Origin of the sequence: Streptomyces atratus, assembly GCF_040655115.1 — a bacterium.
Taxonomy (GTDB): domain Bacteria; phylum Actinomycetota; class Actinomycetes; order Streptomycetales; family Streptomycetaceae; genus Streptomyces; species Streptomyces atratus_D.
The window spans coordinates 1-24,275 of the sequence record NZ_JBFAJH010000004.1; the positions used below are offsets into that span (position 1 = coordinate 1).

General features: G+C 68.5%; 18 protein-coding genes and 3 pseudogenes. 11 read left to right on the top strand and 10 right to left on the bottom strand.

Annotated features, from left to right (window positions below; translation table 11 throughout):
- Nucleotides 1-545: 545 nt before the first annotated feature.
- A pseudogene (locus AB0I23_RS06785) lies at nt 546-734 on the bottom strand (nitrate reductase); the annotation flags it as partial.
- Nucleotides 735-822: 88 nt separating this feature from the next.
- Here AB0I23_RS06785 and AB0I23_RS06790 point away from each other — a divergent pair.
- A pseudogene (locus AB0I23_RS06790) lies at nt 823-1,257 on the top strand (MarR family winged helix-turn-helix transcriptional regulator); the annotation flags it as partial.
- A 173-nt stretch (nt 1,258-1,430) separates the two neighbouring features.
- A complete protein-coding gene (locus AB0I23_RS06795) occupies nt 1,431-3,542 on the top strand; it encodes an MMPL family transporter (protein WP_359107515.1) in 2,112 nt (703 codons plus the stop codon).
- Nucleotides 3,543-3,814: 272 nt separating this feature from the next.
- On the opposite strand, the pseudogene AB0I23_RS41605 reads toward AB0I23_RS06795, so the two are convergent.
- Both AB0I23_RS41605 and AB0I23_RS06810 read right to left on the bottom strand, forming a co-directional pair.
- A pseudogene (locus tag AB0I23_RS41605) lies at nt 3,815-4,823 on the bottom strand (B12-binding domain-containing protein).
- Between the two features lie 87 nt (nt 4,824-4,910).
- Nucleotides 4,911-5,315: a hypothetical protein gene (locus AB0I23_RS06810; protein WP_359107521.1), complete on the bottom strand. Its 405-nt coding sequence runs from the start codon at nt 5,313-5,315 to the stop codon at nt 4,911-4,913.
- A 619-nt stretch (nt 5,316-5,934) separates the two neighbouring features.
- On the opposite strand from AB0I23_RS06810, the gene AB0I23_RS06815 reads away from it, so the two are divergent.
- From AB0I23_RS06815 to AB0I23_RS06840, 6 genes are all read left to right on the top strand, one after another.
- The gene (locus AB0I23_RS06815; RefSeq protein WP_359107523.1) at nt 5,935-8,655 is read left to right on the top strand and encodes a SpoIIE family protein phosphatase; all 2,721 of its coding nucleotides are present in this window, start codon (nt 5,935-5,937) and stop codon (nt 8,653-8,655) included.
- Nucleotides 8,656-8,730: 75 nt separating this feature from the next.
- The gene (locus AB0I23_RS06820; RefSeq protein ID WP_359107525.1) at nt 8,731-9,042 is read left to right on the top strand and encodes a BON domain-containing protein; all 312 of its coding nucleotides are present in this window, start codon (nt 8,731-8,733) and stop codon (nt 9,040-9,042) included.
- A gap of 240 nt (nt 9,043-9,282) precedes the next feature.
- Complete coding sequence (locus tag AB0I23_RS06825; RefSeq protein ID WP_359107527.1) at nt 9,283-9,882, top strand: CBS domain-containing protein; 600 nt, start codon at nt 9,283-9,285, stop codon at nt 9,880-9,882.
- Entirely contained in the window at nt 9,879-10,019 is a 141-nt protein-coding gene (locus AB0I23_RS06830; RefSeq protein ID WP_359107529.1) for a hypothetical protein, read from the top strand. The genes AB0I23_RS06825 and AB0I23_RS06830 overlap by 4 nt, the downstream gene beginning before the upstream one ends.
- A gap of 201 nt (nt 10,020-10,220) precedes the next feature.
- On the top strand, nt 10,221-10,880 hold the full coding sequence (locus AB0I23_RS06835; protein WP_359107530.1) for a CBS domain-containing protein: 660 nt from the start codon (nt 10,221-10,223) through the stop codon (nt 10,878-10,880).
- A 154-nt stretch (nt 10,881-11,034) separates the two neighbouring features.
- The gene (locus tag AB0I23_RS06840; protein WP_359107532.1) at nt 11,035-11,910 is read left to right on the top strand and encodes a universal stress protein; all 876 of its coding nucleotides are present in this window, start codon (nt 11,035-11,037) and stop codon (nt 11,908-11,910) included.
- Between the two features lie 244 nt (nt 11,911-12,154).
- On the opposite strand, the gene AB0I23_RS06845 is transcribed toward AB0I23_RS06840, so the two are convergent.
- Entirely contained in the window at nt 12,155-13,033 is an 879-nt protein-coding gene (locus tag AB0I23_RS06845; protein WP_359107534.1) for a universal stress protein, read from the bottom strand.
- A gap of 483 nt (nt 13,034-13,516) precedes the next feature.
- Here AB0I23_RS06845 and AB0I23_RS06850 point away from each other — a divergent pair, with 483 nt between their 5' ends.
- The gene (locus tag AB0I23_RS06850; RefSeq protein ID WP_359107536.1) at nt 13,517-13,975 is read left to right on the top strand and encodes a Crp/Fnr family transcriptional regulator; all 459 of its coding nucleotides are present in this window, start codon (nt 13,517-13,519) and stop codon (nt 13,973-13,975) included.
- 41 nt (nt 13,976-14,016) lie between these two features.
- Nucleotides 14,017-14,655, top strand: coding sequence for a CBS domain-containing protein (locus AB0I23_RS06855; protein ID WP_359107538.1), 639 nt, complete (start codon nt 14,017-14,019; stop codon nt 14,653-14,655).
- Nucleotides 14,656-14,912: 257 nt separating this feature from the next.
- Here the strand turns inward: AB0I23_RS06855 and mmsB are convergent, their stop codons facing one another.
- From mmsB to AB0I23_RS06880, 5 genes are all read right to left on the bottom strand, one after another.
- A complete protein-coding gene (gene mmsB, locus AB0I23_RS06860; RefSeq protein WP_359107540.1) occupies nt 14,913-16,157 on the bottom strand; it encodes a multiple monosaccharide ABC transporter permease in 1,245 nt (414 codons plus the stop codon).
- Nucleotides 16,154-17,704, bottom strand: a complete 1,551-nt coding sequence (gene mmsA, locus AB0I23_RS06865; protein ID WP_359107542.1) for a multiple monosaccharide ABC transporter ATP-binding protein — start codon at nt 17,702-17,704, stop codon at nt 16,154-16,156. Before mmsA ends, mmsB begins: the two co-directional genes overlap by 4 nt.
- A 57-nt stretch (nt 17,705-17,761) precedes the next feature.
- The gene (gene chvE / locus AB0I23_RS06870) at nt 17,762-18,874 is read right to left on the bottom strand and encodes a multiple monosaccharide ABC transporter substrate-binding protein (protein WP_359107544.1); all 1,113 of its coding nucleotides are present in this window, start codon (nt 18,872-18,874) and stop codon (nt 17,762-17,764) included.
- 5 nt (nt 18,875-18,879) lie between these two features.
- Nucleotides 18,880-19,872 carry a hypothetical protein gene (locus AB0I23_RS06875; protein WP_359108005.1) on the bottom strand — a complete coding sequence of 331 codons (993 nt, stop codon included), beginning with the start codon at nt 19,870-19,872 and terminating at the stop codon, nt 18,880-18,882.
- A 768-nt stretch (nt 19,873-20,640) separates the two neighbouring features.
- Nucleotides 20,641-21,486: a GNAT family N-acetyltransferase gene (locus tag AB0I23_RS06880; RefSeq protein ID WP_359107546.1), complete on the bottom strand. Its 846-nt coding sequence runs from the start codon at nt 21,484-21,486 to the stop codon at nt 20,641-20,643.
- 286 nt (nt 21,487-21,772) lie between these two features.
- Between AB0I23_RS06880 and AB0I23_RS06885 the strand changes: the two genes are divergently transcribed.
- Complete coding sequence (locus AB0I23_RS06885; RefSeq protein ID WP_359107548.1) at nt 21,773-22,432, top strand: CBS domain-containing protein; 660 nt, start codon at nt 21,773-21,775, stop codon at nt 22,430-22,432.
- 569 nt (nt 22,433-23,001) lie between these two features.
- Here AB0I23_RS06885 and AB0I23_RS06895 read toward each other — a convergent pair.
- Nucleotides 23,002-23,910, bottom strand: coding sequence for a universal stress protein (locus AB0I23_RS06895; RefSeq protein ID WP_359107550.1), 909 nt, complete (start codon nt 23,908-23,910; stop codon nt 23,002-23,004).
- Nucleotides 23,911-24,275 lie beyond the last annotated feature (365 nt).

Genomic DNA, 24,275 nt, shown 5'->3' on the forward strand with positions numbered 1-24,275 from the left:
CATGCCCAGCGAGATCTTCTTGGTCTTGGTCATGCGGGCGAACTTCTTGGGCATTGCGGCGATCTGCATTCGGTAATTCCACTTCCGTCGGGGGGCGATGCCAAGAATTGTTAATCGAGAGGAAATCCCGGGTCAATACCCACCCTTTACTACCCGGATTCGTACCGGGTCCGGAAATAATCGAGAAAAGTGCCGTCAAGGCTGCGGAACAGGTCCCGGCGGCTCTACTATTTGTCTTCGGAGTGACGCCCGTCACGTGGCCCACTCCACACGGCAAATGCCGCGAATCGGCACAAGAGTGGTGCGGGTCACGTGGTCTGCGTCATATTGAGGACGCCGTATTCGCTTGCTGTAATGCTGAATAAACGCACTGTATTGGTGGCGGATTATCGGCGTGAATCGGCAGGGAATCCCGGCCGATGGCCGGTGCGCGGCCGATCCGGTGGCGACGCATGACGGCGACACACGGTGCGTGTCAGCGTCGTGCGACAAGGCTGATTCAGCATCGCGCGGCGGATCAGCAGGTGAAGGGCAGGCTGTACCCCGGAGCGGCGGATACGGACCCCGACGGCCTGGAGGGCGAGGCCGGAGCTGTAGGCGGTCATGGCGTTGACGGCGATCGTCCCCAACACCAGGGCGAGCAGGAAGACGGGGGTGAACCAGGCGGGCAGAATCGTCTCCAGCTCGGTCTGCGGGTCGGTCATGTCGACCGCGGTCGCGGCGAACGCGCCCATCCGTACCCGGTGACCTCGATAGGCTGGAACACGTGGCGAGTACAGGAAAGACACCGGAGGCGGATGCCCCCGGTCCGTTCAGGGGCGCGAACTCCACGCTTTTGCCGTGCAGTTGCGCCGGATGAACGGAGAGATCAACCGCGTCGCGCACGATTTCGCGGCGGATGAGGGACTGCACGCCACCGACGTGCAGGCGCACGCGGCGATCATGGACTCCGAATCGCCGTTGACACCCGGCCGACTGCGGGAACACGTGGGTCTCACCTCCGGCGCGGTCACCGCATGCCTGGACCGACTGGAGCGCGCGGGCCACATCCGCAGGGCCCGGGAGAGCGCGGACCGCCGCGTGGTGCACCTGCACTACCTGCCTGACGCCAAGACATCGGCGCGGGAACACTTCATGCCGCTGGCGACGGCAACCGCGCGCGCCCAGGAGGGTTTCACCGGCGACGAGCTGTCGACGGTTCTGCGCTTCCTGGCCGTGATGAACGACGAGCTGGGGCAACTGCGGCGCGAGCGCTGATCCCGCGGTGGGCCGCCGGCCGGCAGGCCACCTGCATCCGGATGGTCGCGCCGCACAGAAACCACCGCAGCAAAGTGGCACCTTTCCTTGTGGGGGCGTCGGAGCATTTTATTTCAACCATTGAGACACTCTTTGGTTGAGAGATCTTGCTCATACCAGTACCTGGGAGTGCAATGTTGAGGTCCACCCGGCTCGTGCCCTGGCTGGTTCCCGTCCTCCTGCTCGTCGCGTGGCTCGGCATCGGCGGCACCCTCGGCCCGTACGCCGGAAAGCTCGGCGACGTCGCCACCAACGACCGGGCCGCGTTCCTGCCCCAGAACGCCGAGTCGACCAAGGTCATCAACGCGCAGAAATCCTTCCAGCAGAACGAGACGCTCCCTGCGATCGTCGTCTGGACCGCCGCGGACGGCGCCAAGGTGAGCGACCATCAGCGCCGGGCGGCCACCGACGCCCTCGCCTCGCTCAAGGGCTCGCCCGAGCTGGTCGCGGAGCCGTCACCGGCCCTCGCCTCGCAGGACGGTCAGGCCCTGCAGGGCATCGTGCAGCTGCGGCCCGACCTGGGCAAGGAACTGCCGGACGCACTCGAGAAGCTGGCGGACGCGGCCGCGAAGGTGCCCGGCGCCGAAGTCGCGATCGCGGGACCGGCGGCCAGCCAGGCGGACCTGGCCAGCGCGTTCGCGGGAATCGACGGACTCCTCCTCGGCGTCGCGCTTGCCACGGTGCTGGTCATCCTGCTGCTGGTCTACCGGAGCGTGCTGCTGCCGCTTGTCATCATCATCGGCGCGGTCTTCGCGCTCGGGCTCGCCTGCGCTGTGGTGTACGCCCTCGCCGACCATGCCATCGTCCGGGTGGACGGTCAGGTGCAGGGAATCCTCTCCATCCTGGTCATCGGCGCCTCGACCGACTACGCCCTGCTGCTCACCGCGCGTTTCCGCGAGGAGCTGGGCCGGCACAGCGACCGGATGACCGCCATGCGCGCAGCCCTGCGCAAGTCCGTGGGCCCGGTCGTCGCGAGCGCGGCGACCGTGGCGCTCGGCCTCATCGCCCTGCTCCTCAGCGACCTGACCAACAATCGCGCCCTGGGGCCCGTCGGCGCCATCGGCATCGTGTGCGCCGTCCTCACCACACTCACCTTCCTGCCCGCCGTGCTCGTGCTGCTGGGGCGGAGCGCGTACTGGCCGGCCCGCCCGGCCACCGGCGGCAATTCGGCCGGCATCTGGGTTCGCGTCGCCTCGCTGGTCGACCGCGCACCCCGCAAGGTCTGGGCCGTGACACTGGCAGCCCTGCTCGCCTGCGCGGCCTTCGCCCCCATGCTCGAGTCCAAGGGCATGCCGCTCGACGAGATCTTCGTGAACGACGCACCGTCCGTCGCCGCCCAGGCCACGCTGAGCAAGCACTTCCCTGGCGGCTCGGGCAACCCGGCCGTCATCATCGCCGACGCGAACAGCCTCGACGCAGTGGCCGAGGCCGCCCGCAAGACCGACGGCGTGGCGTCAGCCCTGCCGACCGCTGCCTCCCGGGAGCCCGGCGCCGGGGCTCCCCTGGTCGTCGACGAAAGAGTCCGGATCGCCGCAACGCTCGAGGACCCGGCGGACAGCGACGCGGCGAAGAACACGGTCGCACATCTGCGCGAGGCCGTGCACGCCGTTCCCGGATCGGAATCCCTGGTCGGCGGCTACACCGCCCAGCAGTACGACACCCAACAGACCGCCGAGCGCGACCGGAAGCTGATCGTCCCGGTCGTCCTGGTGATCATCCTGGTGATCCTTGTCGGGCTCCTTCGCTCGCTGCTGATGCCTGTGCTGCTGGTGGCCACCGTGGCACTCAACTACTTCGCCACGCTCGGCGTGTCCGCGCTCGTCTTCCAAGAGATCCTCGGCTTCTCGGGCACCGACGCGTCGGTGCCGCTGTACGGCTTCGTCTTCCTTGTCGCCCTGGGCGTGGACTACAACATCTTCCTGATGTCGCGCGTCCGGGAGGAGTCGCTCAGGCACGGCACGCGCGAGGGTGTGTTGCGGGGGCTCACCGCCACCGGCGGGGTCATCACGTCCGCCGGAGTGGTGCTCGCCGCAACGTTCGCCGCACTCGGTGTCATCCCGCTGGCCTTCCTGGTGCAGATCGCCTTCATCGTCGCCTTCGGCGTGCTGATGGACACTCTGGTGGTCCGGTCGCTGCTGGTGCCGGCGCTGGTGCGGGACGTCGGCGCGACGGCGTGGTGGCCGGGATCCCTCAGCCGTGAGGAGACTCCGCAGCCCACCGAGCGGGAGCCGGTCGGCATCGGCTGAGGCGGTTGCGGCGGCCCGCTGACCGGCCCCCGCGCCCCGGCAATCACCGGGTGCGGGGGTCGTTGTCCCGGAATCAGCACGCTCGCGCAATACGATGCGTCTTCCGCTCGGCACGGTCAAGGGCCATCTCCGGCGCGCGCTGCACTCCCTGCGCCGCTCGATCGACGCGGAGCCGACCACCGTACAGAAGCACGGAACGCCCGCGTAGCTGTCGCAGACGCTGTCCGCTGCTCTCAGCATCGGGGGCGTTCGGGATCGGAGGATGACGGCTGTCAGCCTCGCATCAGGACCTCGACGGCATCGACGCCCGACCGCAGGCCCTTCAGCCTCCCGGTACCCGGGACGTGCGGGCAGCTCGCCCAGCCCGGTCCGGCAAGCAGCAGGGCAGGGCCGGCCCGGGCTCCGCGCAGACCCCATTCCCTACCCGAAACCCTCTGGACGACCGCACGGTCCGCGGTCGAGCGGGACTGCGCCCACAGGACCACCGCCGACGGGCCGATCCGGCGGACCGCCTCGTAGGACGCCTCGGCCGGCAGCGCCGGGCCGAACATCGGTTCGGGCAGACCGCGTTCGCCGAGCGCGGCCCCGAGAGCCTCCATCGGGAGGCTGTGCTGCTCGCCCGGCGCGCAGACCGACAGCACCGGGGCGGCTTCCGTCGGGCCGCGGGCCGCACGGGTGCGGCTGATCGCGGACGAGATGTACCAGGACAGCAGGTGTTGGACCTCGACGTACCGTTGCCCGGTGGTGGCCCACTTGCGCCCTGCGGCGTGGAGCGTCGGGGCGAACACGTCCTCCCAGGGGCCGTCACCGGTCCGTGCTCGGCGATCGCCGTGTCGAGCAGATCCTCCACAGCGAGTGCTTCGAGCCGTATCACCGCCCGGGCGAGGCCCCGGCAATCCTTCCGGACGTCACCGAGCGGCAGGGCGGTACGCCCGCCGGGCGAAGGCACTCGGTGCTCCGTGGACGAGGGGGCGGGTGCGGCGGCGACGTGTGTACGCGCGTCCTCCGCGCCGGACGCACCCCGGAGCGCGACGCGCGCCGCCTCCGCGGCGGAACACCCTCGGCGGTGAGCCGGCACATTTCCTCCAGCCGGGAGATGTCCTCGGGCGTCCGCCGGCAGTGCTTTCCGTCCGTCCGAGTAACGGGGCCCATCGCGTACCGCCGCTCCCGGGCACGGAGCGTGGTGGCCGCGACGCCGAGCCGCCGGGCGACCGCACCGGTGCTCAGAGCGGCACCTCCAGGGTCGTCGAGCCGTGGAGCGGAGTCAGGATCAGTGGCCATGGATCACCGTACGAGGCACGACCGCTGCAAGATCCTCCCTGTCACTCCGGGCCGCCGTCGGACCGCGGTGCAGGTCGCGGACACCGGCTACGGGCGAACGCCGACTTCCGCATCGCGTGGAAGACCGCGGCCTGGCCCATGTGCCACCGGCCAGGGGAAGACGGCTGCAGCGGCGAGGGACTCGTACGCCCTCGGAGATACGCTGTCGAGCCCGCTCGCCCGCTCGGCGTCGACGAGCAGAGTCGGCTCGCCGAGAGGCGAGACGGCGGCGTGGTGGTACGTGGTGACCGTGCGTGTGCGGGGCACCTCCAGCCCCGGGAGCCGTGCCGCGGGCGCCTGCGGTCCGATGGCCACGACCACGACGCGCGCGGCCCGTTCACCGGCTCCCCCGCCGGTGCGGGCGTACACCGGGGCCTCGAGTTCAAGCGCACCGGGCAGAAGCCCGTCGGCGAGCTGCGCGGGCAGGCGCCGATGCCCCGCCCCGGCAGGCACAGGCTGCCGCGGGCCATGCTCCGCCGGACCAGGTCGAAGAATCGGGAGGACGTCTCCAGCTCCGCCTCCGGGAACGCACCCGACAGGACGGACGCAGCGAAGTGTCGATCATCCCCTCGGATATGCCGGCCTCGGTGAGCGCGGTGAGCGTCGTACGGTCCGTCCGGCGTTTCAACGCGGCAGCCGGCAGCAGCATGTCCCGGACGGTCAGTGCCCCCAGCGCCGGCAGGTCACGGGCCGAAGAGCCGCCCCGGCAGCAGACCGGCGGCTTCGCGCGGGCGGCGTGGGGGTCGCTGACCCGAATCCGGCGTCCGTCCCGGTGCACGGGTGACCCCGGGGTGAACGGTCTCGGACCGACGGGGCTCCGCCGGGAGTGCCGCCCCCGCGGAATCGCTTCACGCCGGGGCCAACGTGCGGCCTGGACCGGGCCGGAGGAGCGCAACGTGTCGCGCCCGGCCGGTCCCACCCTGTGGCGCACGATTGAAGCAGGGGCCTGAGGCGGATCTCATCGTCGCCGACCGGAGCGTCTTGACGTCCGGTGTTTTGAGTCGGTCGACGGCGATCGAACGATAAGCGACCCAATGGGCATACGTTGCTAGAAAGTGCTAGGAATATCGACATGGTCGACCATTCCGACCGATCCCGGAGCGGGTCGGCTCGGTCACTGAGCGGCAGGCGTCCGCTAAGCGTAGCCGGGCAGGTATTCATCCTGCAGGCGGTGGTCATTGTCCTGCTTGTGGCGGGCGCGGTGGTGGCGCTGGTCCACCAGTCGTTGCACGACGCCGAGACGGAGGCGCAGCGCCGTTCGGTGGCTACGGCACAGGCGTTCGCACACTCTCCGGGAATTGTGGAGGCGCTGAAATCTCCCGATCCCTCAAAGGTGCTGCAGCCGCTCACCGAGGAGACGCGGAAACTGGCCGGCCTCGATTTCATCGTGGTGACGGACCCGCACGGGATTCGCTACACACACCCCCGCCCGGAGTTCATCGGAAAGCGATTCGTCGGCACCATCGAACCGTCGTTGACGGGCAAGGTCCACGTGGAAGACGTCCAGGGGCCCCTTGGCCACGAAGTCCAGGCGGTGGTCCCCGTCAACGCTCCCGACAACAGGGTCGTGGGCCTGGTGGCCGCCGGTCTCAAGGTCGAGAACGTCACCAACGTGGTCGACAAGCAGTTGATGCTCATCTTTGCCAGCGGGGGCGCCTCGCTCGCCCTGGCCACAGGTGGGGCCGCGCTGGTGGCCAGGCGGCTGCGAAGGCAGACCCACGGGCTCGATCCCGCCCAGATGACCCGCATGTACGAGCACCATGACGCGGTGCTGCACGCCGTCCGCGAAGGAGTGCTCATCGTCGGACACGACGGTCGGCTCCTGCTGGCGAACGACGAGGCCCAACGGCTTCTTGATCTGCCGCCCGACGCCCAGGGACGCCCCGTCGAGGAACTGGAGACCCTTGACCCGGCCACGGCGGAGCTGCTTGTCTCCGGCCGCGTGGCCACGGACGAGATGTACTTGGCCGGAGATCGAATGCTGGTGGTGAACCAGCGGCACACGGCCCGCAACGGAAGCACCCTGGGAACGGTGGCGACCCTGCGCGACTCCACCCAGCTCCTGGCGCTGTCGGGCAAGGTGGAAAGGACGAACGAACGCCTCAGGCTCCTCTACGACGCGGGAGTGGGCATCGGCACCACCCTGGACGTGACACGCACGGCCGAGGAACTGGCCGAGATGACGGTCCCCCGTTTCGCGGACGTCGTCACGGTCGACCTCGCCGACCCCGTTCTGTCCGGGGAGGAGCCGACCGGTACGGCTGCCGACATGCGCCGCGTCGCCGTCAGCGGCATCCGGGACGACCACCCCCTCTTCCCGTGCGGCGAGCTCATCTCCTTTCATCCCTCCACGCCTCAGGCGCGTGGATTCTCCACCGGCCGGTCGGTGGTGGTGCCCGATCTCTCCTCCGCACCCAACTGGCGTGCTCAGGACCCGGAACGGACAGGCAACGTCGTCGACTTCGGAATCCACTCACTCCTCACCACACCGCTGCAGGCGCGGGGGGTGGTTCTGGGTATAGCCAACTTCTGGCGCTCGCGGGAGGCCGGAGAGTTCGACGAGGAGGACCGGTCACTCGCCGAGGAGCTGGTCGCCCGTGCCGCGGTCAGCATCGACAACGCACGCCGGTACACCCGCGAACACGCCCTGGCGGTGATGTTGCAGCGCAGCCTGCTGCCGCGTGCTCTGCCCGAGCAGAATGCCCTGGATGTCGCCCACCGCTATCTGCCCGCACAGTCCGGAGTCAGCGGTGACTGGTTCGATGTGATCCCGCTGTCGGGCAACCGCGTCGCGTTGGTCGTCGGTGACGTCGTCGGTCACGGACTGCACGCCGCCGCCACCATGGGGCGGCTACGCACCGCGGTGCACAACTTCTCCACGCTCGATCTGCCGCCCGATGAGCTCCTCGACCATCTCGACGACCTCGTCGACCGCCTCGACAAGGAAGAGGAGAGCACGGACGTCGGTGCAGGGGTCGTGGGAGCCACGTGCCTGTACGCGATCTACGATCCGGTCTCCCGGCACTGCGTCATGGCCCGCGCCGGGCATCATCTGCCCGCGCTGGTCCACCCCGACGGCACGGTGGAGTTCCCCGAGCTTCCTGCCGGGCCGCCGTTGGGGCTCGGCGGCATGCCGTTCAAGACCGCCGAACTGGATCTGGCCGTGGGCTCTCAGCTGGTCCTCTACACGGACGGGCTGATCGAGGACCGCACCCGGGACATCGATGTGGGGATGGAGCTGCTCCGCCAGACCCTGGCCCATCCCGGGCGTTCGCCGGAAGAACACTGCAGGGCGGTGCTCGACGCGCTCCTTCCCACCCAGGCCAAGGACGACGTAGCACTGCTCGTCGCCCGCACCCGCGCGCTCGGCGCCGACCAAATCGCCGGATGGGACGTGCCGCTCGACCCCGCCGCCGTAGGCGGGATGCGTGCCGCCGTCGCGGAGAAACTTGACGACTGGGGCCTGTCGGAACTGGCATTCGCCACCGAGTTGATTCTCAGCGAGCTGATCACCAACGCCATCCGCCACGCCTCCGCGCCGGTCCGGGTGCGGCTCCTGCGTGACCGCAGCCTGATCTGCGAGGTATCCGACGGCAGCAGCACCTCACCCCATCTGAGATACGCGGCCACCATGGACGAGGGGGGTCGCGGCCTGTTCCTCGTCTCCCAGATCGCCGAGAACTGGGGCACGCGGTACACCTCTCAAGGCAAGGTCATCTGGGCGCAGCAGCCGCTGCCTGCATCCGCCCCCGGCGCGAACGACACGGACCCGTCGCCCACTTCGTCGCCCTGATCCCGGCGTACCCGGCCATCGGCCGCCCTCGGCGGGTGCGCATCGACGCGGGGCAGTCGGGGTGAGGACTCCGACGTGGGAGCCCATGGATCCACCGAACAGCCGGCCCCCGGCGCCCGCCACGAGTTGGGGGCCATGGCGGACACCGAGATCGTCCATGACGTGCTCGGCCGGACGCTCCGCATGGCGGCGAGCGGCGTCACTGTGACGGTGACCGACGGGGTCGTGGGGCTGGACGACCGCGCGGAGGAACGCTCCAGCAGTCCCGTGATCGAACGCTTGTGCCGGTCCGTCGACGGTGTCGTCAGCGTCGAACAGCACCTCGAGTACACCGACGACGACCTCGCCGTGGTTCCTGACGCGGCCCGCGATCGTGGCCACCGGTGAGCCGCTCCACGCACGGGCGGAAAGAGCCCACCCGCTTCTCGCGGATCCCGATTGCGCGGTGCACGGCCGCCAGCCGCTTCTCCGCATCCTGGTAAGGACTCTTTCCGTCGGTTTCATCAAAGCACCCCGGGCAGCAGGCCGCCAGGGCCGAACAGCTCCCACCCGACCCCGGACGACCCTACCCGGCCCGATTCCCGGCTCTCAGGCTCGGAGATACCGAGTCACTATTCCGGAGGGGTCATGAAGCACCTGCGCACAGTCGACGATGTGATGACGCACGCCGTCATCTCGGTCGACCGTCAAGCACCGTTCAGGGACATCGTGGAAATCATGCGGCAACGGCACATCAGCGCCCTGCCCGTCCTGTCCGAGGACGGGCGGGTCGCGGGCGTGGTCTCCGAGGCGGACCTGCTGCTCAAGGCACAGGGCGCCGACGAATCACGCGCGGTCACCGCCGGCCGGCTGATGACCGCACCCGCCGTGACCGTGCCCAGGGACGCCACCATCGCGAGTGCCGCCCGCCTCATGGCACGCGGCCACCTCAAGCGGCTCCCGGTCGTCGACGACGGACGCCTGGTCGGCGTCGTCAGCCGGGGCGATTTGCTGAAGATCTACCTCCGGCCGGACGAGGACATCGCGGCCGAACTGCGTGAGCTGATCATGGCGTACCTCATACCGGCGGGTTCGTCCCTCGTACACGTCTACGTGTCCAAGGGCACCGTCTATCTCGACGGCTCCATCCCCGACCCCACGCTCCAGGCCATGCTGGTGCGCGTCGCACGCACCGTGCCGGGTGTCGTGGATGTCACGGCTCGACTGGACGCCGAAGTGCCCGCGTGAAGGAGGGGCACGACGAGGCAACGCCGATCGCCGCAATGATGACGCCCGCAGACGTCGCGTCGGAGCGCCGCACCACCTTCAAGAACGTCGCCCGTACGCCCGACGGGTTCGGCGTCACGGCCGCTCCCTGCGGCTGAGCACGTCCGCCCCGACCGTCGAGGTCACCGACCGGCTGCTGCCCCTCAACGGCACCGCGCCCCGCTCGAGCCTCGTCCTCCCTCGTCCTGCGGTTGTGCCGGAGCGTCGACGGAGTGGTGAAGGTGGCCAATCGGCTCACGTACGAGCAGGACGACATGTCGGTCGACGTACAAGGAACCGCAGAGCGATAGGAGTGGACGGTGAGACATCGAGACATTGGCGAGCTGATGACCCGCGGGGTCGTCACCGTCCCAGGAAATGCGGCGTTCAAGGACATCGTGCGCACACTCACTGAGCACCAGGTGTCGGCCGTCGCGGTCGTCGACGACGCCGGACACCCGCTCGGAGTGGTATCGGAAGGCGACCTCCTGCCGAAGTCGGCCGATCAGGGGGACTTCCTCCGGTCCCTGCCCACTCCCGAGCCGCAGGAGCGGGAGAAGGCGGAAGGCACGCGGGCCGAGGAACTGATGTCGGCGCCCGCAGTATGCGCCAGGGCGGACTGGACCGTGGCCGAGGCGGCCCGCCTCATGGAGGCACAGAGTGTCAGACGGTTGCTGGTCGTGGATGAGGCGGACACTTTGGTGGGCATCGTCAGCAGGCGGGATCTGCTGAAGATCTTCCTGCGCGACGACGACGCCATCCGCCACGAGATCACCGGCGACGTACTCGACCTGACCTTGCGCCAGGATCCCGGCGCGATCACCGTCGAGGTGACCGACGGCCGTGTCGAACTGAACGGCTCGGTGCGGTTCAAGAGCCTGATCCCGGTGATCGAACGGCTGTGCCGCACCGTCGACGGAGTGGTTCACGTGGCACAGCACCTCGGATACGCCGTCGACGACGACGTATCCGTCCGCTGACGTACGGCCTCCGTCACGGCACCGGCGGTCTGCGACCGGTGCCGCGGGTCGCGACCCGCGCCGGTCCGATGACGGACTCGTGCCCACCCTTCCACCCCGGCATGGGCACGGACGAATCTCCGCCACACCCACACCACGCACTCAGGAGGACGCCTTGGACCGCCACATCACCGTCGGCCTCGACGGATTCCCCGAGAGCGCGGCTGCTGCCCGCTGGGCGGCGCGCGAGGCCCGTCTGCGCGATGCGGCCTTGCACCTCGTCCATGCCGAGGAACGGTCGCGGCCGCTCGGCTTTCCCGCAGCGGCTTCTGGTGTACGGCGTGGCTGGGCCGACGCCATCCTGCGGGAATTGGCTGACGACCTGCGCCGCGCTCACCCGGAACTCGAGATCACCACGCAGTCGGTCGACGGCCCACCCGCGGCGGCGCTCGCCGCAGCCGCGACAACTGCCGACATGCTCTGCATGGGATCCCGCGGGCTCAGCGCCGTGACCGGCTTCGTACTCGGCTCCGTCGGCATGGCCGTCATGCACGCCACCGAGCGGCCCGTGGTACTCGTACGCAGCGGAGAGGACGCGCTGCCTCACGAAACGGAACAGCACACCCAGCGCGACGTAGTCGTCGGTGTCGACATCAGCCGGCCCTGCGACGCCCTGCTCGCGTTCGCGTTCGAGGAGGCGTCGCGTCGGGCCTGCCCGCTGCAAGTCCTGCACAGTTGGCCGGCCCCGCTGTTCTACGGGTACGGATCGACCTACGATCCCAAAGTCCCGGCGCAGATCAACCAGAGCATGGCCGCCGGCCTGGACAAAGCTCTCAGGCCCTGGCGGGACAGGTTCCCCACGGTCGAGGTGAAAGCCCGTACCCCGATGGGGCACGCGGCGCAGCAGCTCCTGGACGCCGGTGCCGACGCCGGTCTGATCGTCGTCGGTCGCCGGATCCGCCGCTCATTGCTGGGTGCTCACATCGGCTCCATCACACACGCCGTGATCCACCACGCGACCTCACCGGTCGCCGTCGTCGCCCACGACTGAGACCGCTTCCGGCTCGGGGTTCCGGGGGCCATCCCGCGTGGACGAGCCGACCATGGACGTATGCCTACCGTACGCCGTGGAGGAGAGGTCGACGCCTTTCGAGCCTTGACCGGACGCCGCGGACGCCCCGGGGACCGCTTGCTCGAAGCCCTGAACAGGCCCGGAAGGGGCAATGATCGGTGAACACGCCGCAGGCCACGCGGGCCTGCCCACTGTCCGTCCGCCTCCTTGACTCGGCGATGGTTCACGGACTGTGGGGCACCACTGCCACGGGACAGCTGGAGTGGTGGAGCGCCGTGTGAGCTGTCCGGCCGAGTTGCAGACCCACGTGCCCCTTGCGCCGCGATGCACCCACGACAAGGAGGTCGGCGGCTGCGGAGCGCCGGACGAGAACTTGATGGGCCGGCCCCTCGACAGCGGAGCGGGAGACGACAACGTCCGGGTTCTCCTCGATCGAACCCTCAAGCGCTTGGTCAAGCTCGGTGGCCGCCCGCATCTCCCAGGTGAGGTGAGGCGGAGAGTCCTTGCCGTGCGGCCGGCCGACCGCTTCCGACGCGGGACAACGCCAGGCGCGTACTGCGTCGATCTCACAGTGCCGGGTGGCAGCCTCGCGGAAAGCGAACGTCACGGCGGCCGTCCCGTGGGACACGTCCGCGACACCGAGCAGGATGCGGCCGTGCGCTCCGGCTGTCCCTGCCGGGTCGCCGCGTACCACGATGACAGGGCAGTGGGCCCGGGACGCAAGGGCCAGACTTACCGAACCCAGCAGGAGCTCCTTGAGCTGACCCCGGCCCCTGGATCCGACAACCAGCATCGCGGCCTCGTTCGCCTCGTCGAGCAGCGCGGTGACCGTGTCCTCCGCCAGCACCTCGGTGGAGATCTTCAGATCGGGATCACGGATGCTTGCGCGCGTGGCCGCGGCGGCCACGATGGTGTCGGCCAGAATTTGCCCGGAAGGGCGCTCGACGCTCTGATGCAGGCCTGCCCCCTCGTAGCGTTCCCATCGGGAGGCGTAGACAACTCTCAGAGGAAGGTTGTGCCGGGCTGCCTCCTCCACGGCCCAGTCGACCGCTCGGAAGCTCGAATCCGATCCATCCACGCCCACGACCAGGGGCTGCCCCATCGTTGTCATCGCCTTTCGTCCACTTGTCGTCGGATGCCCATGCCGCCACCGTGCCATCCCCCTGGACTTCCCAGGAGGGATGACCGGGTCCTCGTGCTGGACATTCGACCCGATATTCGCAATAAACAATAAGAGTGATACATGCCCTCGGGTGGCCCCGCCGTACTACGCGGCGGGACGACTACCCGAATGCCCTGCTCGCCACCGCATCAGGGCGCAGACTCCTCATGCGAACAGCCGGTGGTCCGCGCGGCCGACAGTCGAAGCCAGGCTCACGTGTAGGGCCGGTTGGTCCCCAGGTCGCCCCCGTAGAGCCCCTGGGGAACCCGGATCATTCGGCGCACTCTATGCCCGAGAGCGGCCCGGCAGGACCCGCACGCCGTACGAGGAAGCAGAGCGCCGAGAGGAGCACAGCCTCGGCTCAGGCACCGCCGGCAACGCTCTCACCGACGACCCGTGCCGCCCTGCGGAGGAGACCAGATCATGACCACTCCAAACATCCGGTCGCTCGGCACCAGGCATCGGGACCGGCTCATGCAGTTCGCCCGGGAAGTGTCGTTCCCGGAGGGGACACGCATCTTTGAGGAAGGGCAGCCTGCCGATCACTTCTGGATCGTGAGGACCGGCACCGTCAGCCTCGATTTTCACGTTCCGAAAGGACCGCCGGCGGTCATCGAGTCGCTCGGGCACGGAGAACTTGTCGGCTGGTCGTGGTTGTTCAGCCCGTATGTGTGGCAGCTCGGAGCAGAGGCGATGACGCCCGTGCGCGCCTACGAACTCGATGCCGCGCAGGTCCGCCTCGCATGCGAAGCGGACTCGGAACTGGCCGCTGCCGTGGCCCTGTGGGTCGGCCAGGTGATAGCCCACCGACTTCAGTCCGCCAGGGCGCGTCTGCTGGACCTGTACGCACCGCACGGTAGTGGGATGCCCCCTGTCACCTGATCCGCCGTCCCGGTCGGACGGGCACCCGTGAGGAGACCACCATGGCTGATTCACCACACACGGTCAGCGATGTCATGACCCACACCGCCATCGCGGTGGGAGGACAGGCCAGTTACAAGCAAATCGTCGAACTGATGAAAGAGTGGAAGGTGAGCGCTCTTCCCGTACTCGAAGGCGAGGGACGAGTGATCGGCGTGGTCTCGGAGGCCGATCTGCTCCCCAAGGAGGAGTCCCGGATCGACGACCCGACCCGGGCGGAGCTGCCCCTGGCAGACAGGGTGAAGGCGGGCGCCGTGAGCGCGGAGGAGCTGATGTCGAGCCCGGCAGTGACGGTCCACCCTGACGCCCCCATAGCAGAGGCAGCACGCATCATGGCCCAGCGTCACGTGAAGCGGCTTCCCGTGGTCGACGCAGTCGGACTGCTGGAGGGAGTCGTCAGCCGCAGTGATCTGCTGAAGGTCTTTCTCCGCTCGGACGAAGACCTGGCCGACGAGATCCGACGCACGGTCACAGACGTGTCCCAGCCCGGAGGAGCGGTGACCGTATCCGTCGTCGACGGCGTAGTCACGCTCGGAGGTACGGTGCGCGACCGCACGCTCATCCCATTGCTCGCCCGGGCCATCCGAGCGGTCGAGGGCGTGGTGGACATCCGCTTGGACCTGAATCGGACCGCGGGTTGAGCCCGGGGAGGCCGCCCGCCGACGAAGCCGCTGCGCGGAGCGCGGTTCATGCCGCGGTGGAAGCAGGGTTCGGCCTCGGCGACTTTCCCGAAGAGCTCCTTCACCGGTACACCGTGCTTACCCGTTGCGTGGGCCGTTGCGTGGGCCGTTGCGTGGGCCGTTGCGACCAACGTGCTCGCCGCCGGCCCGGCGGCCGCGGCCGCCGCTCACACCGTGCGTCTGCTCGTACCCATGGCGTGCGGCTCCTCTCTGAGACGTTACGAACCGACCTTGCGCTTGTTCCACACGTCGAAGCCGACCGCCGCCAGCAGCACCAGGCCCTTGATGACCTGCTGCCAGTCGGAGCCGACCCCGACGAGATTCATGCCGTTGTTGAGCACGCCCAGCACCAGACCGCCGATGATCGCGCCCAGCACGGTGCCGACGCCGCCGCTCATGGAGGCGCCGCCGATGAACGAGGCCGCGATCGCCTCGAGTTCGAAGTTGATTCCGGCCTTGGGGGAGGCCGCGTTGAAACGCGCCGCGAAGACCAGGCCGGCCAGGGCGGCCATCATCCCCATGTTCAGGAAGACCAGGAAGACGACCTTCTTGTCCTTGACACCGGACAGCTTGGCCGCCGGGAGGTTCCCGCCGATCGCGTACACATGACGGCCGATGACCGCATTGCGCATCACATAGCCGAAGCCGACGACCAGGACGCCGAGGATCAGCAGCACCACCGGTGCGCCGTTGTAGCTGGCCAGCAGCATGGTGACGGTGACCACCGCGGCGATCAGCGCCGTCAGCTTGAGGGCGAACAGCTTGGCGGGCAGGACGTCCAGGGTGAACTCCTGCTGCCGCCTGCGGTCTCGCACCTCCTGGTAGACCACGAAGGCGATCAGCACGAGCCCGAGCAACAGGGTGAGGTTGTGGTAGTTGGTGTCCGGGCCGACCGCGGGCAGGAAGCCGTTGGCGACCGTCTGCAGGCCGTCCGGGAACGGGCCTACCGTCTGGCCCTTCAGGAAGATCTCCGTCAGACCTCGGAAGAGGAGCATTCCGGCGAGGGTGACAATGAACGACGGTATGCCCAGATACGCGATCAAGTAGCCCTGCATCGCTCCCGCGACGGCACCGAGCAGCAGCACCAGGACCACAGCCAGCGGCCAGGCCATCTTGTGGTCGACCATCAACACCGCGGCCGCCGCTCCGACGAACGCGGTGAGCGAGCCGACCGACAGGTCGATGTGGCCGGCGATGATGACGAGCATCATGCCGATCGCGAGGATCAGGATGTAGCTGTTCTGCAGGACCAGGTTGGAGACGTTGCGCGGCAGCAGCAGGTCGCCGTCGGTCCAGACGGTGAACAGGACGACGATCAGGCCGAGGGCGATCAGCATGCCGTACTGGCGCATATTGCGGCGCAGTCCGTCCAGCATCAGCTGGGGCAGGCTGTCCCGGGTCCTGTCCTTGCCGCCGCCGGACGGGGCCGCCGTCGTGGTCCTGGCGGTCAGATTCGCGCTCATCGCTCTTCCCTCTTGTCCTTGGTCATCTGGCGCATCAGCGCTTCCTGCGTTGCCTCGGCCCGCGCGACTTCCCCGGTGAGCCGGCCGGCGGCCATCGTGTAGATGCGGTCGCACATTCCGAGCAGCTCGGGGAGCTCGGAGGAGATGAAGACGACCGCCTTGCCCTCGGCGGCCAACGTGTCGATCACCGTGTAGATCTCGTACTTGGCGCCCACGTCGATACCGCGGGTCGGCTCGTCCAGGATCAGCACATCGGGGCCCGCGAAGATCCACTTGCTGAGGACGACCTTCTGCTGATTGCCCCCGGAGAGCCTGCCGACCCGCTCGAAGACGTTCGGTGCCTTGATATTCATGCTCGTGCGGAAGCCCTCGGCGACCTTGCGCTCCCCGTGCTCGTCGACCATCCCGCGGCTGGCGACCTTGGGCAGGGCGCTCAGGGTGATGTTGCGGGTGATGGTGTCGATGAGATTGAGCCCGTAGTGCTTGCGGTCCTCGGTGACGTACGCGATGCCGTGCGCGACCGCCTCGGGGACGGTCTTCGTACGGATCTCCTTGCCGTCCTTGAGGACGGTGCCGCCCGCGTAACGCCCGTACGTGCGGCCGAAGACGCTCATCGCGAGCTCGGTGCGGCCCGCGCCCATCAGGCCCGCGATGCCGACGATCTCACCCCTGCGCACCTGGATCGACACCGAGTCGACGACCTTGCGCTGCTGGTCGATCGGGTGTCGTACGGTCCAATCACGGATCTCCAGCGCCGGGGCGCGGCCCGCCTCCGTCTCATGCGGGGTGCGCTCGGGGAAGCGGTGTTCCAGGTCGCGGCCGACCATGCCGTTGATGATCCGCTCCTCGGTGGTCTCAGCGGCCTTCACATCCAGGGTCTCGATGGAGCGGCCGTCACGGAGGATGGTCACCGAGTCGGCGACCCGCTCGATCTCGTTGAGCTTGTGCGAGATGATGATCGAGGTGATGCCCTGGGTCTTCAACTCCAGGATGAGGTCGAGGAGTTTGCCGCTGTCCTCGTCGTTGAGCGCGGCTGTGGGCTCGTCGAGGATCAGCAGCTTCACCTCCTTGGACAGCGCCTTGGCGATCTCGACGAGCTGCTGCTTGCCGACGCCGATGTCCGCGACCCGGGTCTCCGGGTGATCGCCCAGTCCGACCCGCCTGAGCAGCTCGGTGGCGTGCCGCAGGGTGTCGCGCCAGCTGATCACGCCGCGCCTGGCGTGCTCGTTGCCCAGGAAGATGTTCTCCGCGAGGGAGAGATAGGGCACCAGGGCGAGCTCCTGGTGGATGATCACGATGCCGCGCTGTTCGCTCGCCCTGATGTCCTTGAAGCGGCAGGGCTCGCCCTGGAAGAGGATCTCCCCTTCGTAACTCCCGTGCGGGTGGACGCCGGAGAGGACCTTCATGAGGGTCGACTTGCCTGCGCCGTTCTCCCCGCAGATGGCGTGGACCTCGCCCTGGCGGACGGTCAGGGAGACGTCGGAGAGCGCCTTGACTCCGGGGAAGGTCTTGACGATCGAGCGCATGTCCAGGACGGGTCCCGCCATGGTCGTGCCTTTCTGATCTGCGTTGCCGCTACCGATGGGACTGCTGGACCCGGTGGGTCACTTGAGGTCGTCGGTCGTGTAGTAGCCGGTGTCGATGAGCTCCTTGGCATAGTTGCTCTTGTCGACACTCACGGGCTGCAGGAGGAACGAAGGAACGGTCTTCTTCCCGTTGTTGTACGAGGTGGTGTCGTTGATCTCGGGCTTCTTGCCCGTCAGCGCCGCGTCCACCATGTTGGTGGCGACCTCGGCGAGCTTGCGGATGTCCTTGTAGACCGTCTGGTCCTGCTCACCCTTGGTGATCGACTTCACCGAGGCGACCTCGGCGTCCTGTCCGGTGACGACCGGCCACGGCTTGCTCGCCGTGCCGTAGTGGTCGGAGCGCAGTGAGGACAGGATGCCGATCGAGATGCCGTCGTAGGGCGAGAGCACGGCGTCCACCCGGCCCGAGGTGTACGAGGACGTCAGCAGGTCGTCCATGCGCTTCTGCGCGGTGCCGCCGTCCCAGCGCAGGGTGGTGACCTGGTTGAGCTTGGTCTGGCCGGACTTGACGACCAGCTGCTTCTTGTCGATGTACGGCTGGAGGACCTTCATCGCGCCGTTGAAGAAGTACTGGGTGTTGTTGTCGTCGTTGGAGCCGGCGAACAGCTCGATGTTGAAAGGACCCTTCTTGCTGCCGTCAGCGAGCCCCAGTTTCTCCACGATGTATGTGCCCTGGAGCCTGCCGACCTTCTCATTGTCGAACGAGGCGTAGTAGTCGACGTGTTCGGTCCCGAGGATGAGCCGGTCGTAGGAGATCACCGGGATGTGGGCGTCCGCGGCCTGTTGCAGCACGTTGTTCAGCGACTTGTTGTCGATGGCCGCGATGACCAGAGCCTTCACGCCCTGGGTGATCATGTTCTCGATCTGCGAGACCTGGGTGTCGGGGTCGTCCTCACCGAACTGCAGTTTGGTCTTGTACCCGGCCTCCTGGAGGTCTTTGACCACGTTCTTGCCGTCGGCGATCCACCGCTCGGAGGACTGGGTCGGCATGGCGATGCCCACGGTGCCGCCCTTGGCGCTCGCTGTGCCGGTGTCCTTGCTGCCGCCCGAACTGCTCTGGCCGCAGGCGGTGAGGGAGAGGCACAGGGTGAGGGAGGCGACGGCAGCCGTCGTGAGGGTACGGATCTTCATGGTCATCAGTCCTTGTTGGTCTCATCGTCGAGAACGGGGAAGCGGCGAAGGGTGCCCGGCAGCCGGGAGCCGAGCGGCGACATTCCGCTCTCGGCCCCGTGCCGGGCCAGCAGGTCGAGCGCAAGACGGCCGCGGCGGACACGTTCGCGCGCGGTGCTGAGGGTGTGGTCGCGCAACTGCGCGCCGTAGGGGTAGATGCCGGGGGACTTGGAGAGCCCGAACTTCAGATAGATCGGGGCGCCGCGCCGGATCAGCTCGGCCGCCTCGTACATCCGGACGTAACCGCCGAGGTCGTCCGGGGCCTCGATGTAGAGGTCCATGGGGGTCGCGGAGACCCGCCGGATCTCGGTGAAGTGGGCGAGCGTCAGGTCGGAGGGGATGTTGATCGAGTCCGCGCCGAGCTGTTCGTACACCGTGTAGGAGGCCGGGTTGACCGGCCCGATCAGCGCGGAGACCTTGAAGGTGGTGTCGGCGGGCAGCATGCCCCGTGCCCGCAGCCGGTGGAGCGTCCAGAGCACGCCCTCATCGGCGACGAGCAGGCACGTGACCCCCAACTCCGTTGCGCGCAAGGCGTCTTCGACACATCCGGCGAGTGCGTCATGGCCGCGAGCGCGCAGGCCGGCGCCTCCAGAGTCCGTACGCGTGGAGCCGCCGATGTCCCAGGTGCCGCGCGGGCCGGTGAACAGGCAGAGTTCGATGTCGCGCTCGGCGCAGGCCTCCACCATCTCGGTGATCTCGGCGTCGGTGAGCATCCAGACACCGCTGCCCTGGCTGATGCGGTGGACCGGCACATCGAGCCGCGAGGACTCCTTCAGTACGACGGCGAGCGCCTCGGGGCCCTCCACCGAGGGGATCTCGGTGCGCCAGGTGCCGCCGTCGGGGAAGGCGTGCGCGGAGGAGTCGGCAGGGATGTCGGCGGGCGCGGCGAGGCCGAGCGCGGCGAGGGCGGATTCGCCGGGACGGCGGGCTCCTGAGGCGGTGGTCACGTGACTCCCCATGATTGTTCGATATTTCGTACGAGGTTCGGCAACAACGGCACGGAACTGCCACGACGGACACAGCAGGACCTTGCCGGCCTCGGGATCACCCCTGCCCACCGGGCCGACGGCGCGCGGGAACTCCTCCGGCGCGCGTTCATGCGTGACGAGCGGTACAAGGCGAGCGGACGGGAACCGGCGCCCCCTACGGCATGCGCCCAGGCGGGCGACAGTGCGCCGAAGACGGTCCTCACCTCCGGCCGGGACGCGACCGGATGGGCCGCCCGCCCACGGATCGAACACCGCCCGCCGCACGGCGATACAGGACATGACGATCTCGCCGGGCCGCCCGCGATCGCCGCACTCCAGCTCACGCACCAAGCCCTCGGCCACGAACGGGTCGCAACCGGCGATGCGGTTGATCCAGACCTCCCCGAGGGAGTTGGACGGCACGCCGGTGCGGCCGAGCGCGCGGGAACCGCCGACGCCGGTGACACCTTCGCCGGCGTGGACCCGTACCGAGGCGAGGTTGCGCCCGAGCGCTCCGACGACGTGGGTGGTGAATCCCGTGATGCGCAAGACAGTTGCCCCCGGAATTGTTCGGTATTTCGTCACACGTTCGGAATGCTGGCGTGAACGTAGTCGCGGACAGCGGGCAGCGTCAATGGTCCTGCGTCGGTCGATTTCGCAGTGGGTCCACCCTTACGTCTGACGACCGCGGGGTTGGGTCGCGGACGCGACGAGTGAAGAACAAAGCGCCGCGTCATGGGCGACGGCGCCTGCCAGTCGCTACTCGACGGACTCGGCGATCAGTGCCGTGGCCACAGAGCGGAAGCCGAGCCGGGCGTAGATCCGGGCGACCTCGTCGTCGCCCGCGGACAAGAAGACAGTCTCGGCGCCTCGCGATCGTGCGTCGGCCACCAGCACTGCGGTGACCGCTTGCCCAAGACCACGGCGGCGCGCGGTCGGCAGAGTTCCCACCCCGACGATCTCGCTGACCGCGCCGACCGGCCGGTGCTGACCGGCACACAGTGCCGTTGTGTCCTCCACCGCGGCAGCAACGCACGTCAGGCCGGCCATGATGCGTGCCACCGCGCGTTGCACCGACCCGTCACCGGCACGGGCCCGCACCGCCTCGCCAAGTTCCGCCAGGCCGGCGGTACCGACACCGATGCCGGATTCCGCGAAGGCCAGATGAGGAACGACCAGGGCGCTCGGTAGCACCGGATCGTCCGGCCCCACGACCCGGACCAGCACACCGCCGGCCACCTCGGGAGTCGGTACGCCGGGGCCGAGAACCATCAAGGGGTGCTCGTGCACCACGAGCCCCGCCTGCTCGACCGCAGCCCGCAGCGTGGGCGTGGTCTCGGCGACCCACTCAAAGCTCTCCGGGATGCCCAGTTCCCGCTGCCGAGCACGGACCCTGTTCACATCGGCGGCGCTCGCCGCTCCGGACCATCCCAGGGCCGGACGTGCGTAGAAGGGACGGCCCTGCCCCTCTCGTATGAACAGGGTCAGCGACCCGAAGTCCTCGACCAGGGCACCGGAGCGGGGAACGGCGTCGTAGTACTGCTCAAGGCGGTCCAGCAGTTCACATGAAGGTCGGTGCGCACTGTGCCCGCCGTGGCGACGCATGACGTCGCCTCGGTCGGCCGCAGAGCGCCATGGGACGACATGGTGAAAACTGTGCTGCAGCGGCGCACGCTTGTAAGTGCGCTGCCCGTCCTCTCGGAGGACCGTCGGACCGCTCCGTGGTCCCAGAGGCGGATCCGCTACTCGAAGGCACGATGGTACCGACGAGTCTCACACGGTCACCACTGGCCCGTTGACGACCGTTCCGGCCAGGACCCGCCGGCTGGCGTACCAGCTGGACGACCTGCCAGGCAGTGCAACAGAGGCCGCCGAGAACTTGGAGCGAACGGTGAAACATCGAGAAGTGGCCGAGCTGATGACCCACGACGTCGTCACAGTCCCCAGAGACGCCACGTTCAAGGACATCGTCCGAACGCTTGAGGAGCACCAACTGTCGGCTGTCGCCGTCACCGACTCGGCCGGGCACCCACTCGGAGTAATTTCGGAGAGCGACCTGCTGCCGAAGTCGGCCGACCAGGGAGATTACTTCCCGCCACCGCCCCACCCGGATCTTTGGGAGCGCGGAAAAGCCGAGAGCACACGAGCTGAGGAGCTCATGTCGGCTCCCGCCATGTGCGCGAGACCTGCCTGGACCGCAGCTGAAGCGGCCCGGTTCATGGAAGCACAGCAGGTCGAGCGACTGCTGGTCGTGGATGAAACCGACACCCTGGTGGGTATCGTCAGCCGCCGAGATCTGCTCAGGATCTTTCTGCGCGACGACGACGCCATCCGTCATGAGATCACTGGCGATGTACTCGACCGGATCTTGCATCAGGACCTTGCCGCCATCACCGTCGAGGTGACCAACGGTCACGTCGAACTGCGGGGCCTGGTGCCCTTCAAGACCCTGATCCCGGTCATCGAACGACTCTGCCGCACCGTCGACGGGGTGATTCACGTGGCACAGCACCTGCAGTACGTCGTCGACGACACCGACACCCCTCATTGAATGGCGTTCAGGCGCGGTTGCGCGGGAGCTGACCATCAGCGGCGTCCGCCGTCCGCGTGGTCTCGTCATCATGGATTCGGTGGGTGGTCATCGAGGTGTCTTCGGGCCTCGACGTAGATCTGGGTGGCGATCTCGCCGGCAGCGTGCAGCCGCCGCCAGGAGGGCGGACAGCGTCGCGGACGCCGGGAGACAGACGTTCTGACGGGTCAGCAGGTGTGTGCGAAGGCCCAGGACCACGCCCAACCGGGCGCCGGGCAGGGCGAGGAAGAGGACGCTCTGCAGACTGCGGCCGCGCCGATCGGTTGGTCGTCGCCCACGGCCGAGGCCACAGCGAGTACGCGGAAGCCGCGAGCGGCCAGAAACGACGCCTGCTGCAGTGCGCCGTGCGGCAGGTCCCTGGACGGATGCGTCCCAGGTCCGCCGGATCGGTGTCGTGGCGCGGCGGGACCGCAAGCACGAGCCATAGCGGCAATGTTCGGCGCCGAGCCTCGTCCGCAGCCCAGACCAGGGCCAGATGCCATTCGCGGACCAGGTCGACGCCTACGACGATTTCCTGTCTTCCTCACTGTTCATTGCGGCTCACCCGCCGTCCGCTTGCCAGGGCGCGGGATCAGTTCGACCGGGCAGTTCGCATGGTGCAGCAGGCTGTGGGTGACCCGGCCGAGCGTCGGGCCGAAGTACCCGGGCGAGCGTCGCCCACCCATGATCAGCAGATCCGCGTGTCGAGTCGCAGCAACCAGCACACCGGCGGCGGAGATGCCCTTCTCCGCCTCCGCCTCCACCGCGAGTCCCGGGAAGTCGGCACGGATAAGGTCCGCGACTCCCATCACCATGCGAACATGATTCTGAGCCACGTCGTCCACGGCATCGAGCATCGTCACCACAGTTCCGACCGACTCCAGCACGTTCCATACGTGCAGAAGTCGCAGCGACGCCTTGCGCAGCTCCGCCTCACTCGCCGCGTGGCGTGCACAGTCCAGGTCGTGCTCGTCGTGGACGGCGGCCACCACGACGTCCGCCGCGGGAGTTCCTTCGGCGCCGCGCACCACGACCACCGGCGTCCTGGCACCCGCAGCAACCTTCAGACCGACCGAGCCGAGCATCAGCGAGTTGAAGCCTCCGAGGCCACGGCTGCCCACAACGATCGTGCCGTGGTTTCCCGCCGCGTTGCGCAGGCTCGCAACGGGCTCACGGCGGCTCAGCTCCCTCGTCACCTTCAGGCCGGGGTAGCGCTCGGCGACGATGGCAGCGGTCTCCTGGAGAAGCTCTCGACCGGCGTGCCGAACCTCCTCGATGGTTTCCATGGACGCGTAGAGCATCCGGCTGTCCGTGTCGGCCGCGTAGACGAGGTGCAGAGGACGATCACGCCGTAGGGCTTCCTCGGAAGCCCATAGCGCTGCCCGCTTGGCGGGCTCGGAGCCGTCCACCCCGGCTACGAGTGCTCCGAGGGCCGGGCGACCCCTGTCGCTGGAATTCATGGTTCCTCCTCACCGGAGCTGCCGGTGCAATCCCACCCTGGCACCGTGACCCCGAGTTGCGAGAGGGCCGCTCAGGACCCTGCGGGGGCCGAAGGGCCCTGTCACCCCTGCGCCCCATGTCCTTCTCGCGCTGCGGCGTGCCCTCCCCCCCCCCGGAGCGGACAGCCCACCCCATGTGGTGACCCGCGAATCGCCCGACGGCCCGGTCGCCGGGAGTGGCTGGGCACCATCGCGGCTCATGCTCGGTCGGCGGGCCGGAGCGCTGCGACGGTGCTGGGCGGACCGCACCGCGCGCACCGGATGCCCACGGTCCTCCGCGCTCGGACCTGAGCCGCACGCCGATTCGGCAGCTGCCCTTCCGCACC

What these genes read in the sequence shown, in the direction of transcription:
- AB0I23_RS06795 (WP_359107515.1), top strand. Translation starts at nt 1,431, where the DNA reads ATGTTGAGGTCCACCCGGCTCGTGCCCTGGCTGGTTCCCGTCCTCCTG.
- AB0I23_RS06815 (WP_359107523.1), top strand. Translation starts at nt 5,935, where the DNA reads ATGGTCGACCATTCCGACCGATCCCGGAGCGGGTCGGCTCGGTCACTG.
- AB0I23_RS06825 (WP_359107527.1), top strand. Translation starts at nt 9,283, where the DNA reads ATGAAGCACCTGCGCACAGTCGACGATGTGATGACGCACGCCGTCATC.
- AB0I23_RS06845 (WP_359107534.1), bottom strand. Translation starts at nt 13,033, where the DNA reads ATGGGGCAGCCCCTGGTCGTGGGCGTGGATGGATCGGATTCGAGCTTC.
- AB0I23_RS06850 (WP_359107536.1), top strand. Translation starts at nt 13,517, where the DNA reads ATGACCACTCCAAACATCCGGTCGCTCGGCACCAGGCATCGGGACCGG.
- AB0I23_RS06855 (WP_359107538.1), top strand. Translation starts at nt 14,017, where the DNA reads ATGGCTGATTCACCACACACGGTCAGCGATGTCATGACCCACACCGCC.
- mmsB (WP_359107540.1), bottom strand. Translation starts at nt 16,157, where the DNA reads ATGAGCGCGAATCTGACCGCCAGGACCACGACGGCGGCCCCGTCCGGC.
- mmsA (WP_359107542.1), bottom strand. Translation starts at nt 17,704, where the DNA reads ATGGCGGGACCCGTCCTGGACATGCGCTCGATCGTCAAGACCTTCCCC.
- chvE (WP_359107544.1), bottom strand. Translation starts at nt 18,874, where the DNA reads ATGAAGATCCGTACCCTCACGACGGCTGCCGTCGCCTCCCTCACCCTG.
- AB0I23_RS06875 (WP_359108005.1), bottom strand. Translation starts at nt 19,872, where the DNA reads ATGGGGAGTCACGTGACCACCGCCTCAGGAGCCCGCCGTCCCGGCGAA.
- AB0I23_RS06880 (WP_359107546.1), bottom strand. Translation starts at nt 21,486, where the DNA reads ATGCGTCGCCACGGCGGGCACAGTGCGCACCGACCTTCATGTGAACTG.
- AB0I23_RS06895 (WP_359107550.1), bottom strand. Translation starts at nt 23,910, where the DNA reads ATGAATTCCAGCGACAGGGGTCGCCCGGCCCTCGGAGCACTCGTAGCC.